The following is a 15,523-nucleotide window of genomic DNA, read 5'->3' on the forward strand; positions in this document are numbered from 1 at the left end:
CTGTATTGGCCAACTGAAGGCAGTAAACAGAAAACTGTAAACTCCACTAATTAAATCTCCAACCAATGTCGTTCAAAAAGAACAAGAAACTCAACAGCGACTTTGCCAGTGTGACAATCAGTCTGGCGTCGCCGGAGTCTATTTTGGAGAGTTCCTACGGCGAAGTGACACAGCCGGAAACCATCAACTATCGGACGTACAAACCCGAGATGGGTGGCTTGTTCTGCGAGCGCATCTTCGGACCGGTAAAAGACTGGGAATGTCACTGCGGTAAATACAAGCGGATTCGTTACAAAGGCATTATCTGTGACCGTTGTGGTGTTGAGGTAACCGAGAAAAAGGTTCGCCGGGAGCGTATGGGTCACATCGAACTGGTTGTGCCGGTTGCGCACATCTGGTATTTCCGCTCGCTGCCCAACAAAATCGGATACCTGCTTGGGCTATCGACCAAGAAGCTCGACCAGGTTATCTATTACGAGCGCTATGTGGTTGTTCAGCCCGGCGTAAAAGCCGAAGACGGTATCAACCAGCTTGACTTCCTGACCGAGGACGAATACCTCGACATCATGGACAAGCTGCCGAGCAGCAACCAGCACCTGGACGACAAGGACCCGAACAAATTCATCGCCAAGATGGGGGCCGAAGCGCTGGAGATGTTGCTGTCGCGTCTGCAACTGGACGAACTGTCGTATCAGCTGCGCCATGCAGCGGCTACCGACACGTCGCAGCAGCGTAAGGCCGAAGCCCTGAAGCGTCTTAAAGTAGTAGAGGCTTTCCGGGAAGCCAACGGCCGTATCGAGAACCGCCCCGAGTGGATGGTGATCAAGATGGTACCGGTTATCCCGCCCGAACTGCGCCCACTCGTCCCGCTGGATGGTGGCCGGTTTGCTACCTCTGACCTGAACGACCTGTATCGCCGGGTAATTATCCGGAACAACCGTCTGAAGCGCCTGATCGAAATCAAAGCGCCGGAGGTAATTCTGCGTAACGAGAAGCGAATGCTACAGGAAGCGGTCGATTCGCTGTTCGACAACTCGCGGAAAGTGAACGCCGTTCGTTCGGAAGGTAACCGTGCCCTGAAGTCACTATCTGACATGCTGAAGGGTAAGCAGGGCCGTTTCCGTCAAAACCTGCTCGGTAAGCGTGTCGACTATTCGGGTCGTTCGGTTATCGTGGTTGGTCCCGAGCTGAAACTGCACGAGTGCGGTCTGCCAAAAGATATGGCGGCTGAGCTATTCAAGCCGTTTGTGATCCGGAAGCTGATCGAGCGGGGTATCGTTAAAACGGTGAAATCGGCTAAGAAAATCGTTGACCGGAAAGACCCTGTTATCTGGGACATTCTGGAAAACGTGCTGAAAGGTCACCCTGTTCTGCTGAACCGGGCTCCAACGCTGCACCGACTGGGTATCCAGGCATTCCAGCCTAAGCTGATTGAAGGTAAAGCTATCCAGCTGCACCCGCTCGTCTGTACGGCTTTCAACGCTGACTTTGACGGTGACCAGATGGCCGTTCACGTGCCGCTGGGACAGGAAGCCGTTCTGGAAGCATCGCTGCTGATGCTGGCCTCGCATAACATTCTGAACCCCGCCAACGGCGCGCCGATCACGGTACCGTCGCAGGACATGGTACTCGGTCTGTATTATGTGACGAAAGGTCGTAAGAGCATTCCTGAGTACCCCATTGCGGGCGAAGGCATGACGTTCTACGGCGCCGAGGAAGTAATCATCGGTATCAACGAAGGAAAAGTATCCAAGCACGCCAATATCAAATGCCGGGTGAAAGTTCGGGATGAGAATGGCGAGCTGGTTTATAAAGTCATTGACACCGTGGCGGGCCGGTTGTTGTTCAACCAGGCCGTACCGGAAGAAGTTGGCTACATCAACGAACTGCTGACGAAGAAAAAGCTGCAACAGATCATTGCGCTTATCTTCAAGATTTCGGGTGGTGCGCGTACGGCGCAGTTCCTGGATGAGATTAAAGAACTCGGTTTCCAGATGGCGTTCCGGGGTGGTCTGTCGATTGGTTTGAGCGATGTCATGATTCCTGAAGCCAAGCAGGGACTCGTTGAAGAAGCCAAAGCCGAAGTACAGAGCGTCTGGGATAACTACCTGATGGGTCTGATTACGGAAAACGAGCGTTACAACCAGGTTATCGACATCTGGACGCGGGTTAACTCGCGCCTGACCGAAACGCTGATGAAACAGCTCGAAGCCGATCAGGGCGGGTTCAACTCGATCTACATGATGATGCACTCGGGCGCACGTGGTTCGCGGGAGCAGATTCGTCAGTTGGGCGGTATGCGGGGTCTGATGGCCAAGCCGCAGAAAAACCTGCAGGGCTCGGTTGGTGAGATCATTGAAAACCCGATTCTGTCGAACTTCAAAGAAGGCCTCGACGTACTGGAGTACTTTATCTCGACGCACGGTGCCCGGAAAGGTCTGGCCGATACAGCTCTGAAAACGGCTGATGCCGGTTACCTCACCCGTCGTCTGCACGACGTAGCGCAGGACGTAATTATCAGCGAAGACGACTGCGGTACGCTGCGGGGTCTGCAGGTGTCGGCGCTGAAAGATAACGAAGACATCGTCGAGCCGCTGTCAGAACGGATTCTGGGTCGTACAACCGTACACGACATCTACGATCCGCTGCTGAAAGGTGAAGATGGTAAACCCCTGCTGATCGTTGGATCGGGTGAGCTGATTACGGAAGAAGTGGCGGCTCAGATCGACGAAACGAGCATCGAAACGGTTGAAATCCGCTCGGTACTGACCTGCGAATCGCGGCAGGGTGTCTGCGCCAAGTGCTATGGCCGCAACCTAGCTTCGGGCCGTATGGTCGACATCGGTGAAGCGGTTGGGGTTATTGCCTCGCAGTCGATCGGTGAGCCGGGTACACAGCTGACTCTCCGTACGTTCCACGTGGGTGGTACGGCGTCGAACATTGCGGTCGATGCGTCGATCAAAGCGAAATTCGACGGTCTGATTGAGTTTGAAGAGATGCGTACGGTAGAGTCGGAAGATTCGGAAGGCAATCCGCAAACGGTCGTAATGGGCCGCTCGGGCGAGATCCGGATCGTTAACCCGAACGACCGCAACGTGGTCCTGATCAGCAACAACGTACCATACGGGGCGTTCCTTCGGGTGAAAGATGGCGATATAGTGAAGAAAGGTGATGATATCTGCGCCTGGGATCCCTACAACGCCGTTATCCTGTCGGAGCTGACCGGTACGCTGACGTTTGATGCGATCGAAGATGGTATCACGTACCGGGAAGAGTTTGACGAACAGACTGGTTTCCAGGAGATGGTTATCATCGAAAGCCGCGACAAGGCGAAGAACCCGGCTATTGTGGTTCAGGGAACAACCACCCTGTCGCTGCACCTGGCCGATATCGAAGGGGGACTCTTCCAGAAGAGTTACAACCTGCCGGTAGGGTCGCGTCTGGTCGTAAAACCAGGGCAGAAAATTAAAGCTGGTCAGCCGCTGGCCAAGATCCCGCGTAACGTAGGTAAAACCCGCGATATTACCGGTGGTCTGCCACGGGTAACGGAATTGTTCGAAGCCCGTAACCCGTCTAACCCAGCCGTGGTGAGCGAAATCGATGGCGTAGTAACCTACGGAACCATCAAGCGTGGTAACCGCGAAATCTTTATCGAGTCGAAAGACGGCACAAAGAAGAAGTATCTCGTACCGCTGTCGAAGTTCATCCTGGTACAGGACAATGACTTCGTACGGGCCGGGGCACCGCTGTCTGACGGCGCTATTACGCCGAGCGACATTCTGGCTATCAAAGGGCCAACCGCCGTTCAGGAGTATCTGGTGAACGAAATTCAGGAAGTATACCGCCTGCAAGGGGTGAAGATCAACGATAAGCACATCGAGGCCATTGTTCGGCAGATGATGCAGAAAGTGGAGATCATCGACTCGGGCGATACCAACTTCCTCGAAGGACAGGTTGTTGATAAGTGGGCCTTCCGTGAAGAGAACGACAAGATGCTCGATGCAAAAGTCGTGATGGACGCTGGTGACTCGGTCAACTTCAAACCGGGTATGATTGTAACGAGCCGTCAGCTTCGCGATGAGAACTCGAGTCTGAAACGTCGTGACCTCGCGCTGGTAACCGTTCGGGATGCTATGGCCGCTGTATCGCAGCCAACGCTGATGGGTATCACGCAATCGTCGCTGGGTACGGACAGCTTCATCTCGGCCGCTTCCTTCCAGGAAACGACCAAGGTGTTGAGCGAAGCGTCGATCCGTGGTAAGATGGACACGCTCGAGGGACTGAAAGAGAACGTAATCGTAGGTCACCTGATCCCGGCTGGTACGGGTATCCGCCGGTACCAGAATGCGATTGTCGGCTCGAAAGAGGAACTCGAAACGCTGACCGAATCGCGCGAGCAGTTTGCCCGTACGAAGAAGAAAGCAACAGTATAGGCGCAAGCTTATAAAGTTATAATCCCCGGTCAGCCATGACCGGGGATTTTTTTTGCCGTCAGATACGTGCTTTCTTAAAGCCAACTTTTCTGCACCATGACTAGGCCAAAACTGGCTAAAAGCTTGAAAATAGCCGGACTATCCTTGTTTTGGCTAAACCTATTTTTGCACGTCTTCTTTTTTGAAGACGTGCTGTTCCGCACAAACAGACCCCTTTATCTGTATTTGGTTTCGCTGATTTTGGTAGCGGCTGGTTCATCAAGTCGATATCCAAAAAGGAGTGGCTGGTTTGAGCAGAGCCAACGCTGGCTATACTGGGCCATTGCCTGCCTGGCTGCGTTCGGCCTTTGTCAGCTGATCAGTACACACTACTACGCAAAGGCGCTGGAATTAATTTCGGGCCAGTAGGGGTTAAATGCGCCTGAGTCAGAGAATCGTTCCGGTCAGTGATGATCGGGAGGGCTTTTTAGGTGGCTGGTTATTGACTGTAGTCATTATAAGTACAGCAACCACCGTCAGGGTCTTCGACCACTGACGGGGTAAAATGCTGCAAACCACGTCAGTGGTCGAAGACCCTGACGGTGGTTAAAAGTCGGGGAAATGAAAAGAAAGCCGCCCCTATCCAATTCGTTTAGGGCGGCTTTCTTTCTTGAATGCTGTACTTTTGAGAAACGATTTATCCGTATGAATACACAGCAGCAAAATCCCGAAGGTACCATAGATGTTGAACTCAGTGAGGAAATTGCCGAAGGCGTATATGCCAATCTGGCTATGATTGCTCACTCTAATAGTGAATTTATCCTGGATTTCATCCGGCTTATGCCCGGCGTACCCAAGGCGAAGGTAAAAGCCCGCATCATTCTGACTCCCGAACATGCCAAGCGGCTTCTCGATGCCCTGCGGGAAAACATAAATCGGTTCGAGGAAGCCTACGGCGGTATCAACGAGCCGACCGATACATTCCGGTTTCCGGGTGGCGGTTTCAGCGGCCCGGTAGGGCAGGCCTGATCAGGTCCCCTACGGAGCTGGGTGTCCGGTAGTTGCGGTGAGTAATTCGTCGAGTTTTGGCAGCGCGAATCCGGCCCCAGATTGCTGAAATCTTTTCGTCTTCTGCTTTGGCGTTCAACTGCTTATCCGTATCTTTGCACCTCAAATTTCGGGAAGACTGTTTTTCGTAAACAAATCAAAGAATGCCTACCATACAACAATTGGTGCGTAAAGGGCGTGAGAAACTGGTAGATAAGTCGAAATCACCAGCTTTGGACGCTTGCCCACAACGTCGGGGCGTGTGTACGCGCGTGTACACAACGACGCCGAAAAAGCCGAACTCGGCTCTTCGGAAAGTTGCCCGGGTTCGTCTGACGAACCAGAAAGAAGTGAACGCCTACATTCCGGGCGAAGGCCACAACCTGCAGGAGCACTCGATCGTGCTGATCCGCGGTGGCCGGGTAAAAGATTTGCCGGGTGTTCGTTACCACATTGTACGCGGTGCCCTTGATACGGCCGGCGTAAGCGGCCGTCTGCAGAGCCGGTCGAAATACGGTGCCAAGCGTCCGAAACCAGGTCAGGCTCCTGCTGGTAAAGGTGCTCCGGCAAAAGGAAAGAAAAAGTAATTAATCCGACTGCCCGTTGAAAGACTACGGCAGAGTAAGATCAAAAATCTGAAGCAATCATGAGAAAGGCGAAACCGCCCAAGCGTTACGTACTGCCCGATCCTAAGTATAAGGAAGTACTGGTAACCAAATTTGTTAATAACCTGATGTACGAAGGCAAGAAAAGCCTGGCGTACTCAATCTTCTACGATGCTCTCGATGTGGTTGCCAAACGCACCAGCGAAAGCGGACTGGATACCTGGAAAAAGGCGTTGAACAACGTCATGCCATCGGTAGAGGTGAAAAGTCGTCGTGTGGGTGGTGCTACCTTCCAGGTGCCGACCGAAGTACGGGCAGACCGGAAGGTCGCGGTAGGCATGAAATGGCTGATCCGGTATGCTCGTTCACGGGGTGAGAAGACAATGGTTGACCGGCTCGCAGCCGAAATCGTAGCCGCTTCGAAAGGAGAAGGTGCCGCTGTGAAAAAGAAAGACGATACGCACCGCATGGCTGAGGCCAACAAGGCGTTCTCGCACTTCCGGTTCTAATAGTCAATACATACAGTTCTTTCCGCAGACAGGCTCTCCAATTGGGGGGCCTGTCCTGTTTTAAGGATAGTACCCGTCGCCACGTACAAGCGCATCAGCTGGAACGATTCGCCTTACTTCCGAAAAACAACGGGGCGTCAGCCTAGCCGCAGAACCCCGTGAAGGCCCATAGCCTCGGTTCGGTGGATAAAGATTAGTGCATACGGATATGCATGAGCGGCTTTTCTTATTTTTGGCCGTATGACGACCCTCGAAAACGACCAGCTACGAGTATCCATTCGGCCTAAAGGGGCTGAACTCACATCTATCTTTCATAAGCCGACGGCTACTGAGCACCTCTGGCAGGCCGATCCCACCGTCTGGCCATGGCATGGGCCCAACCTGTTTCCGGTAGTCGGAGGCTGCCTGAATAATCAACTCCTGATCGATGGGCACGCTTATCCGACAGAGCGGCACGGGTTTGCGCGGCATACGGTCTTCGAAACGACCGAATCGTCCGACGCGCACGCTATTTTCTCGCTGCGGGCCGATGATAAAACCCGGGCCGTGTACCCGTACGAATTTCTGTTCCAGATCATCTACGAACTGGAGGGGCCGCAGCTGACCATCACCTACCGGGTCGTGAACGAGGACCAGAAAACGGTTTTCTTCTCCGTCGGGGCACACCCGGCTTTTGCCGTTCCGTTCCGGGCTGGGGACACCTATGAAGATTATTTCATCGAGTTTGACCAGGCTGAACCGCTGGAAACGCATCGGCTATCGGCAGGTGGCTTTTTTACGGGCGAAACGGAACCAGTGTCCACAGCCGGTAACCGGCTCCCGCTGACAGCGCATTTGTTTGATCAGGATGCGCTGGTATTCAAAAATATACGTTCACGACGGGTCACTATCCGTACGGATAAACACGAGCAGGCCGTAACCGTAACCTTCCCCGAATTTCCGTACCTGGGCCTGTGGGCCAAACCGGGCGCGCCCTTCGTCTGTATCGAGCCGTGGCTGGGGTGTGCCGATAGCGAGGGTTCGCCAGTACCCATCGAGCAGAAAGAGGCTATTCAGCAGGTCGAGCCGGGGCGCGTATTCGACGCCAGCTTTACGATCCGTATTCAGTAAAATACGCGCATAGAAAAAGGGCCAGACTCATGTCTGGCCCTTTTTCTATGTGTCGGTAATCAATTACTTACCACCAGCCTGGCCGCTCGACAGCAGATTGAAGAACTGATCGAGTTTGGGGGTGATGATGATTTCGGTCCGGCGGTTCTGCTGGCGACCAACCGATGTTGTGTTGTCATCCTTGGGCGAGTACTCCGAACGACCACCGGCAGTCATCCGCTCGGGCTGAACACCAAACTTGCTTTGCAGCGTACGAACAACCGAAGTAGCCCGTAGCGCGCTCAGATCCCAGTTGTCTTTGATCGACGCCGTCGAGATGGGTACGATATCCGTATGACCTTCTACCAGGATATCGAGTTCTTTGTGGTCGTTCACTACTTTGGCCACTTTACCCAGTACCGTTTCGGCTTTGGGGGTGATGTCGTAGCTGCCCGACTTAAACAGGAGCTTGTCCGAGATCGATACGTAAACGACACCTTTCTTCACTTCAACCTGTACATCCTGATCGTTGATGTCGTCGAGTGAGCGTTTGAGGCTCATAACCAGGGCCAGGTTCAGCGAATCTTTCCGCTGCATGCTGGTGTTCAGGTTATTAACGTATTTGGTCTGTTCGTTCAGGGTTTCGAGCGATTTACGGATACTCTCAGCGCCCGACTTGCTCACGATCGACAGATCTGACATCCGGTCGAGCAGGTTGGTGTTGGTCCGTTTCAGGTAGTCGACCTGAGCCTGCAGATCGCCCAGTTGTTTATCTTTCCCCTGCAGGTCGTTGTCTTTGGCCGACAGCTGGTTGCGCAGGTCGGCTGTACGCTGGTCGCAGTCGTTGAGCGAAGCAACAGCTTTGTCACGGGCTTCCTGAAGAGATTTAATTTCGGCCAGCCGCTTCTTACTGTTGCAGGACGACAGCATAGCTACGGCCGCAAAAAGAATCAGTACTCGTTTCATGCTAGTAAGTGGAGTTTTATCGAAGAACGAAAAGTTAGGTTTGACTGGTATCAATCGGGTCAACACGCAAATCATCCTACAAAAGTAAGTGATTCTGATTAACCACGTTAACACATCATTTTTATCTAAAAGAAATCAACTCAAAATTTTCCTCATGTGTCTACATCTTTTTTGCAGAACGCACTGGGTAAGCTAAAACCGTAGACATGGCCGCTCACGCGAAGCGTCTGCCAGTCAGCCCATAGGGGCCATTTACTAAAAGATGTTGGTAGTTTGCCGGCAATGCTGACTTTTGCAGGTACCTTTTTCTCAGAATCATGATTAGACACTTACTTTGCCTGGCTGGTTTACTGGCCAGTACAGGCTCCGTTCTTATGGCACAGTCAGGCAGCCGGGAGATAATGTACGTCGGTACTTACTCCGTTCGCGGTAGTGAAGGAATTTATGTGTTCAGCTTTGATCGGCAGACCGGCACCATGCAGCCCGTGCAGTCGGTATCGAATACCAAAAGCCCCTCTTTTCTGGCGCTGCACCCATCGGGCCAGTTTCTTTACTCGGTCAACGAAGCCGCCGATGCGGGACCGACCGGAGCCGTGAGCAGCTACCAGGTCGATCGCGCAACGGGAAAGCTTACGTACGTCAACAGCCAGTCGTCGCTGGGTAAGGGCCCCTGCCACATCAGCATCGACCAGACCGGCAAAACCGCTTTCGTCTCAAACTACGGCGGAGGGAGCCTGGCCGTATTGCCAATCAAAGCCGATGGAACCCTGGGCGCCCCGACCGATAGTGTGCAGAACGCCGGTACCGGGCCCGATCCCAAACGGCAGGAGAAAGCGCACGTTCACTCGGCTACCATCGCGCCCGACAATCGGTTCGTCTACGTGGCCGATCTGGGTACCGACAAACTCCACATCTTTGCCCCTGACCTGAAAGCCGGCACGGTGAAACCAGCGCAAACGCCCTTCGTAACGGTTGAGCCCGGCTCCGGACCGCGTCATTTCACATTTCATCCTAACGGCCGGTACGCGTATCTGGTCGAGGAAATGATATCGTCGGTAGCGGTGTTCAGCCGCGATGCCAAAACCGGGGCTCTTACGCTGATCCAGGATGGTATACCAACGCTGCCCCAGGGTTTCAGCGGTAACAATACCAGCGCCGATATTCACATCGACCCATCAGGAAAGTTTCTGTATCAGTCGAATCGGGGCGCCAACACCCTGGCTATTTTTTCGATCGGGGCCGACGGGAAACTGACGAAAGTGGCCGATCAGCCCGTTGAAGGGAAAACTCCGCGTAACTTCCTGATCGATCCGAAGGGCGACTTTGTGTTCGTGGCCAACCAAGATACGGATAACATTACCATTTTTCGGCGCGATCGTCAAACGGGCAAGCTGACTTATACGGGGCAATCGGTGTCGGTTCCGGCGCCGGTATGCGTCATTATGGCTCGTCAGTAAACCCAACTCAACTCTCGTTCTTATGCGAACCCTCTGCGTACTCCTCGTTACCATCGTTAATCTAAACGCCTGTACGGGCCGCAAAACCGAATCGGCAGCCGCCGATTCGACCGCTACCCAGGCCAACGACGCGGGCCTCAGCGCCAGCCAGTGCTATCAGCAGGTAACAGGCCGGGATACAACTACCCTGCAACTGACCATCAACGGCTCAGACGTGACCGGCGAGTTGCTCGTTCTACCTTATGAAAAAGACCAGGCACGGGGTTCGATCAAGGGCACGATGGTAAACAAAACCATTAAAGCAGACTGGCAACGCTCGGGAGAAGGCGTCACCCAGCCTTATCTCATCGATTTCGAAATGCAGGGCGACTCCATCATGTGGCGCGAAGGCGAGCGGGTGGAGGAAGGAGGCAAGTGGGTATTAAAAGCACCGGATCAGGGTTATCGGTACGTATTGACAAAAACAGACTGTCGATAATGGCTTAGTTTTGTGTTGACCGGATTCGGATGCATGAGCGGATGCGCTGCGGTCCGGATTCGGTCAGCACCGTTTTTTATTAACCAATTCTATTCGTATGACACGTTTTCTGTTAGTGGGGGCCGTACTGGCCGTAATGGCGTTTACGATGCCAACCAAAAAAGTTGTTCTCTTCAACGGCAAAGACCTGACGGGCTGGAAAATTTACGGCACTGAAAAGTGGTATGTCGAGAACGGAGAGCTCATCTGCGAAAGCGGGCCTGACAAACAGTATGGCTACCTCGCTACAGAGCAGTTCTACAAAAACTTCGACCTGTCGGTTCAGTTCAAGCAGGAAGCCAACGGCAACAGTGGCGTGTTTTTCCGGTCAACCGTCGAGGGTACCAAGATCAGCGGCTGGCAGGTCGAGGTAGCGCCCAAAGATCACGACACGGGCGGCATCTACGAATCCTACGGCCGGGGCTGGCTGGAGCAGATCCCGGCCGAAAAGGAAACCATTCTGAAGCCCGGCGAGTGGAACACGCTCCGCATCCGGGTCGAGGGCGATCACGTACAGACCTTCCTCAACGGCAAGGCCATGGTTGACCGGCACGATGAAAAAATTGGCGCGGCCAATGGCTCCATTGCCCTGCAAATCCACGATGGCGGTGGCATCAAGGTTCGCTGGCGCAAACTGGTGCTGAAAGAATTATAAGGTTAGTTACTTCGGCAGATCGATATACGACATGGTATGTACATCATCGGCTTTGGTATTCACGAATTTCTTTTCGGGCTTGTCGAAGTTGGTGATGTACAGTCGGTTTCCTTTTAGCAGAACCTCGGCGGGCTGATCGATGCGCCCGTCTTTCCCGTCTGTATCGCCATTTTGAACCAGGGTAGTTACCTGGCCCGTTGCCAGATTGACCGACTGGATGGCATTCTCGCGGGAGTTACACAGGTACAGTATATTCGTGTTCCGGTCAACAATCAGGCCGTCGACGCACGAAATAGGCTGGCTCACGTTCACCACTTCTTTCGACGCCAGTTTACCATCGGGCCGGAGCGTCATCTTGTACAGCGTGCCGTCGCCAAAACTACCCGTATAGAGATTCCCCTGGCTGTCGTAGTCGAGCCCGTCGGCTCCGTTGTCGACCCCCGTCTCGTTCACCTTGGTCGTAAACATAGCCAGCACGTGCGGGTCGGCCGTTTTGGGCTTCAGGGCTACCACGCCCCGGTTGAGTTCGTCGAGCGTAAAGCTCAGTACGGCGCTGCCCTTATCATCGGCAGGCATGTCCCACTGGCTGTCGGTAACGTAGATGGTATTGCCTTTCCAGACAACAGCATTGGCCAGCCCGAACCCCGTCACGACCGGATCGACACTCAGCACTTTGTTGCCCTTCATCCGAATCCGCATCAGCCGCGACTTGAAATTCTTGTCGTTTTCATACTGATTTTCGGCATAATACAGATTCCCGTCAGGACCGAAAGCCAGGTCCATGGGGGCTGCGTGCCTGGTATCGGGGTGCGCAGGCAGGCTGGTGACGAACTGCACCGAGTCGGGCGCGAATTTTACCAGCACACCGGGAGAGCTGTTATCGGCCAGGTTAGGTACTGACAGGTAGACAGTACCGTCGGGCCCCAGCGCCATACCATCGGGGGTGTTGTATTTATCGGGCAGGGTGTAGAGCAGTACCGGATTCCCGATGGTCGAGATCGACTCTTTGGCCTGAGCACTGTCCAGATTGCCGGTGTCTACCCCTTTGGCATTTTCTTTTTGCTGACAACCCGCGGCCAGACAGAGGCTCAGCAGCGCGGGCATAACATATTGTTTCATAGAATCACGTCGAGTATACAAATGTCTTCGTACAACCGGCTGATTCCTGAAATGTTGTAAACCGTTACTTACTGTGTTGGGCGCGTTCCTAAGGGCCGGGCCGATGCCAGATCGATGCAGTGGCCCAGGTTGGAATCAACGGCCTGAGCCAGAAAATCGGGCTGCGCAATGCCTACCGTAGTTCGGCCAGCAGGTTGTTCAGGTCGAGCGAGCGGGTATACATGTCCAGCGAGCCATCGGGCCGCTGAGGCCACTGCTCCATGGGGCGATCCCAGTACAGTTCTACACCGTTCTGATCGGGGTCGTTCAGGTAGAGCGCTTCCGAGACGCCATGATCCGAGGCACCTGTCAGCGGGTAGCGCGCATCGACCAGTCGTTTGAGCGCAACGGCCAGATCCCGGCGGGTCGGATACAGAATAGCGGTATGAAACAGGCCGGCGCTACGGGTTGGGGCGGGTGGTGCGTCTTTGCTGTACCAGGTGTTGAGGCCGATGTGGTGATGATAGCCGCCAGCTGAAATAAACGCAGCCTGATCGCCATAAAGCAGGGTGACCGAGAACCCCAGCAGGTCCCGGTAAAAAGCCAGCGACCGTTCCAGATCAGCTACTTTAAGATGAACATGCCCAATTCGGGTCTGGGCAGGAATGGTATACGGTGTCATAATCAGTCGGGAAAGATCAGATGCCAAGTTGGCGATAAAGTGGTTCCCACAGAAATAGCGCCGGTCGTTTGTGCCAAAAACCGCGGTTATAAACCGCACGGCGGTCGGTTGTGTGCGCTTCCGGCTTATTTTTAAGCATGAAAACCGCCTGTCTGTTCCTCCTTGCTGTTGTTCTATCGGTAAGCACCTTGCTGGCTCAGTCAGCCAAACGGCCCCGTGAGTACGGCATCCGCTTTGGCGTTATGCCAACGGGTCCGCTGAATGCAATTACCGACGTGCCTGGCGTTCGGGTGGGGCAGGTTACCCTGCAGCAGGGCCAGAACGTTCGAACGGGGGTTACGGTTATCCTGCCCCACGACGGGAACCTGTTCCAGCAGAAAGTACCGGCGGCTATCTACATCGGCAATGGGTTCGGTAAGCTGACCGGATACAGTCAGGTCGAGGAGCTTGGTACGCTCGAAACGCCCATTGTCCTGACCAATACGCTGAATGTACCTGTAGCGGCCGATGCCGTCATTGACCATACGCTGGCGCAGCCCGGAAACGCCCAGGTCCAGTCGCTCAACCCGGTAGTGGGCGAGACCAACGATGGATTCCTGAACGACATCCGGGGGCGGCATGTCAGTAAACAGCATGTACTCGACGCCTTGCGCACCGCCAGAACGGGCCCGGTCGAAGAAGGCAACGTCGGGGCGGGTACCGGAACGGTTTGCTTCGGCTTCAAAGGCGGTATCGGTACCGCATCGCGCAAGCTGCCGGCCTCGCTTGGGGGCTATACCGTAGGTGTACTGGTACAGACCAATTTTGGCGGTGTGCTACAGATCGGGGGCGTGCCGGTGGGCGTTGAACTGGGTAAGTATTCGTACCGGGAAAAACTGGACGGGTCGTGTATGATGGTGGTGCAGACCGACGCGCCCCTCGACGCCCGCAACCTGAAACGACTGGCCAAGCGGGCGTTTATGGGGCTGGCCCAAACGGGTGGCATCGCTTCCAACGGCAGTGGCGACTACGTCATTGCCGTATCAACGGCCTACCGGATACCGCACGAAACGGCCAGCAACTTCGACGAAATGAAACTCCTGCGGAACGACGCTACATCGCCCCTGTTCATGGCGGCTATCGAAGCGACCGAAGAGGCTATCATCAACTCCCTGTTTATGGCCCGAACGCTCAGCGGTCATCAGGGGCACCGGGTAGAGGCCCTGCCCGTCGATAAGGTGGTTGAACTCCTCCGGAAAGCCGGTCAGATCAAGTAGCGAGCCGTTTCCGATCGTAGCTTACCGGACGCGGTTGAACACGAACAGATCACTAAACGCCCAAGTGCCGTTCTTCGACTCGCCCCGCCGGATAACGAGCTGGTCGGGGCCACGTTTTTCGTAAATAATCCGAATGGAGCCGTCTTCTTTCTCGAAGAGGGCGCGGTCTTTCTCGGCGCTGATGAACCCGTAACGGTCCGACTTGTCTTTTTCTTCAACGCCGATCAGGCCCGGCTTGAAGTGCTTTACCAGCGCAACAGGGCCGCGCTCGGTCTGCTCGAAAGCAAAGAGTTCGTACAGCGTCACCTTGTTGTCTTTCATCATCCGGATGTAGCCGACAATATTATCCCCGGCCGGGGCTGTCCAGGAGGCTTCGATCGGGCCATCGTTGAAACGGCCCTGCCAATGCCCTTCCAGCAGTGCCATGTCGGCCAGCGTACCCGGTTTGGTCGGCGCTGTCTGAGCCTGGGTACTCAGTCCGCCGAGCAGGAAGCTGGCAAAAAATACGAGGAGCATACGGGTGCGAAAGCCGTTCATGGGGAATGGGCAACCAGGGGTTATGCAGTGGTTGACTTCTTAAAGACAGCAGGAGCCGGTTTGCTACCGGCTCCCGCTAGTGATCGTGGCTAAAACAGTTTCTCGTTGGGCGGCTTGATGCCTTTCATCCGGATGTAGATTGTAGCCTGGCCCCGGTGGTGGGTCTGATGCTCGAAACCTTTGGCAAAAGCCAGCTCCCGCGACAGTTCGTTCTTCCCAAATTTGATGGATTCGGCTAGTTGGGCGTCGCTCATGCCCTTTAAGCCGTCAATGACGAAATCATAGCTATCCAGCACGGCTTTGGTCAGAGCCGCTTTGGTTTTCAGCTCCTCCATTTTTTCCATGGATTTGCCCGCCATCGGGTTGGGTTTGCCGGTAGCGGTAGAGCCGAAGAGGTAGTTGCCGCTGGCCAGATGAAGCATCTGCTCCCCAAAACTGCGAATCTCGGGGGTTGGCTTGTAGGCAATCCCATCTTCGGGCATCGCGTCGAGGTATTCTTTGGTATACTCCCGAGCGCGTTGCCATTCGGTAACCAGCTGGCTGACGCTGGTAGCTGGTCGGTGGCTGCTGAGAACAGTCAGCACCAATACGAGTAATAAGGGCTGGAGGATGTGTTTCATGGGGTTCGTTAATCGGATACGCTGCCAATGTACAACATGCGATCCATAAACAGCTATACTATTTAGCCAGCGT

14 protein-coding genes are annotated in these 15,523 nt (G+C 54.4%); 9 read left to right on the forward strand and 5 right to left on the reverse strand.

Going from position 1 to position 15,523, the window contains the following annotated elements:
* The first annotated feature begins 65 nt into the window (after positions 1 to 65).
* From rpoC to B1C80_RS23625, 5 genes are all read left to right on the forward strand, one after another.
* A complete protein-coding gene (rpoC, locus tag B1C80_RS23600; protein WP_077923683.1) occupies positions 66 to 4,433 on the forward strand; it encodes a DNA-directed RNA polymerase subunit beta' in 4,368 nt (1,455 codons plus the stop codon).
* 684 nt (positions 4,434 to 5,117) lie between these two features.
* Positions 5,118 to 5,441, forward strand: a complete 324-nt coding sequence (locus tag B1C80_RS23610; protein ID WP_077923685.1) for a DUF3467 domain-containing protein — start codon at positions 5,118 to 5,120, stop codon at positions 5,439 to 5,441.
* A gap of 182 nt (positions 5,442 to 5,623) precedes the next feature.
* Positions 5,624 to 6,046, forward strand: coding sequence for a 30S ribosomal protein S12 (gene rpsL, locus B1C80_RS23615; protein ID WP_077923686.1), 423 nt, complete (start codon positions 5,624 to 5,626; stop codon positions 6,044 to 6,046).
* A 59-nt stretch (positions 6,047 to 6,105) separates the two neighbouring features.
* Positions 6,106 to 6,573 (forward strand): 30S ribosomal protein S7, encoded by a 468-nt coding sequence (gene rpsG, locus B1C80_RS23620; protein ID WP_077923687.1) that lies wholly within the window; start codon positions 6,106 to 6,108, stop codon positions 6,571 to 6,573.
* 240 nt (positions 6,574 to 6,813) lie between these two features.
* The gene (locus tag B1C80_RS23625; protein WP_077923688.1) at positions 6,814 to 7,683 is read left to right on the forward strand and encodes an aldose 1-epimerase family protein; all 870 of its coding nucleotides are present in this window, start codon (positions 6,814 to 6,816) and stop codon (positions 7,681 to 7,683) included.
* A 63-nt stretch (positions 7,684 to 7,746) separates the two neighbouring features.
* Here the strand turns inward: B1C80_RS23625 and B1C80_RS23630 are convergent, their stop codons facing one another.
* Positions 7,747 to 8,628: an OmpA family protein gene (locus tag B1C80_RS23630; RefSeq protein WP_077923689.1), complete on the reverse strand. Its 882-nt coding sequence runs from the start codon at positions 8,626 to 8,628 to the stop codon at positions 7,747 to 7,749.
* A 317-nt stretch (positions 8,629 to 8,945) separates the two neighbouring features.
* On the opposite strand from B1C80_RS23630, the gene B1C80_RS23635 reads away from it, so the two are divergent.
* The 3 genes from B1C80_RS23635 to B1C80_RS23645 all read left to right on the forward strand — a co-directional run bounded on the left by B1C80_RS23635 (position 8,946) and on the right by B1C80_RS23645 (position 11,257).
* Entirely contained in the window at positions 8,946 to 10,085 is a 1,140-nt protein-coding gene (locus B1C80_RS23635; RefSeq protein WP_077923690.1) for a lactonase family protein, read from the forward strand.
* A 22-nt stretch (positions 10,086 to 10,107) separates the two neighbouring features.
* Complete coding sequence (locus tag B1C80_RS23640; RefSeq protein ID WP_077923691.1) at positions 10,108 to 10,563, forward strand: hypothetical protein; 456 nt, start codon at positions 10,108 to 10,110, stop codon at positions 10,561 to 10,563.
* Positions 10,564 to 10,660: 97 nt separating this feature from the next.
* Positions 10,661 to 11,257: a DUF1080 domain-containing protein gene (locus B1C80_RS23645; protein ID WP_077923692.1), complete on the forward strand. Its 597-nt coding sequence runs from the start codon at positions 10,661 to 10,663 to the stop codon at positions 11,255 to 11,257.
* Positions 11,258 to 11,263: 6 nt separating this feature from the next.
* Here the strand turns inward: B1C80_RS23645 and B1C80_RS23650 are convergent, their stop codons facing one another.
* Positions 11,264 to 12,376, reverse strand: coding sequence for an SMP-30/gluconolactonase/LRE family protein (locus tag B1C80_RS23650; RefSeq protein ID WP_077923693.1), 1,113 nt, complete (start codon positions 12,374 to 12,376; stop codon positions 11,264 to 11,266).
* A 172-nt stretch (positions 12,377 to 12,548) separates the two neighbouring features.
* On the reverse strand, positions 12,549 to 13,037 hold the full coding sequence (locus B1C80_RS23655) for a VOC family protein (RefSeq protein ID WP_077923766.1): 489 nt from the start codon (positions 13,035 to 13,037) through the stop codon (positions 12,549 to 12,551).
* A 137-nt stretch (positions 13,038 to 13,174) separates the two neighbouring features.
* Between B1C80_RS23655 and B1C80_RS23660 the strand changes: the two genes are divergently transcribed.
* On the forward strand, positions 13,175 to 14,293 hold the full coding sequence (locus B1C80_RS23660; protein WP_077923694.1) for a P1 family peptidase: 1,119 nt from the start codon (positions 13,175 to 13,177) through the stop codon (positions 14,291 to 14,293).
* A 21-nt stretch (positions 14,294 to 14,314) separates the two neighbouring features.
* Here B1C80_RS23660 and B1C80_RS23665 read toward each other — a convergent pair whose 3' ends face one another.
* Positions 14,315 to 14,809 (reverse strand): DUF6265 family protein, encoded by a 495-nt coding sequence (locus tag B1C80_RS23665; RefSeq protein ID WP_139361723.1) that lies wholly within the window; start codon positions 14,807 to 14,809, stop codon positions 14,315 to 14,317.
* A gap of 110 nt (positions 14,810 to 14,919) precedes the next feature.
* A complete protein-coding gene (locus tag B1C80_RS23670) occupies positions 14,920 to 15,450 on the reverse strand; it encodes a DinB family protein (protein ID WP_077923696.1) in 531 nt (176 codons plus the stop codon).
* Positions 15,451 to 15,523 lie beyond the last annotated feature (73 nt).

The sequence above is a fragment of the Spirosoma sp. 209 genome (genome assembly GCF_002006735.1).
GTDB lineage: Bacteria > Bacteroidota > Bacteroidia > Cytophagales > Spirosomataceae > Spirosoma > Spirosoma sordidisoli.

Bases quoted from the DNA above. Each gene is read 5' to 3' on its own strand.
- rpoC (WP_077923683.1), top strand. From the start codon at position 66: ATGTCGTTCAAAAAGAACAAGAAACTCAACAGCGACTTTGCCAGTGTG.
- B1C80_RS23640 (WP_077923691.1), top strand. From the start codon at position 10,108: ATGCGAACCCTCTGCGTACTCCTCGTTACCATCGTTAATCTAAACGCC.
- B1C80_RS23610 (WP_077923685.1), top strand. From the start codon at position 5,118: ATGAATACACAGCAGCAAAATCCCGAAGGTACCATAGATGTTGAACTC.
- B1C80_RS23650 (WP_077923693.1), bottom strand. From the start codon at position 12,376: ATGAAACAATATGTTATGCCCGCGCTGCTGAGCCTCTGTCTGGCCGCG.
- B1C80_RS23655 (WP_077923766.1), bottom strand. From the start codon at position 13,037: ATGACACCGTATACCATTCCTGCCCAGACCCGAATTGGGCATGTTCAT.
- rpsG (WP_077923687.1), top strand. From the start codon at position 6,106: ATGAGAAAGGCGAAACCGCCCAAGCGTTACGTACTGCCCGATCCTAAG.
- B1C80_RS23665 (WP_139361723.1), bottom strand. From the start codon at position 14,809: ATGCTCCTCGTATTTTTTGCCAGCTTCCTGCTCGGCGGACTGAGTACC.
- B1C80_RS23630 (WP_077923689.1), bottom strand. From the start codon at position 8,628: ATGAAACGAGTACTGATTCTTTTTGCGGCCGTAGCTATGCTGTCGTCC.
- B1C80_RS23635 (WP_077923690.1), top strand. From the start codon at position 8,946: ATGATTAGACACTTACTTTGCCTGGCTGGTTTACTGGCCAGTACAGGC.
- B1C80_RS23645 (WP_077923692.1), top strand. From the start codon at position 10,661: ATGACACGTTTTCTGTTAGTGGGGGCCGTACTGGCCGTAATGGCGTTT.
- B1C80_RS23660 (WP_077923694.1), top strand. From the start codon at position 13,175: ATGAAAACCGCCTGTCTGTTCCTCCTTGCTGTTGTTCTATCGGTAAGC.
- rpsL (WP_077923686.1), top strand. From the start codon at position 5,624: ATGCCTACCATACAACAATTGGTGCGTAAAGGGCGTGAGAAACTGGTA.
- B1C80_RS23625 (WP_077923688.1), top strand. From the start codon at position 6,814: ATGACGACCCTCGAAAACGACCAGCTACGAGTATCCATTCGGCCTAAA.
- B1C80_RS23670 (WP_077923696.1), bottom strand. From the start codon at position 15,450: ATGAAACACATCCTCCAGCCCTTATTACTCGTATTGGTGCTGACTGTT.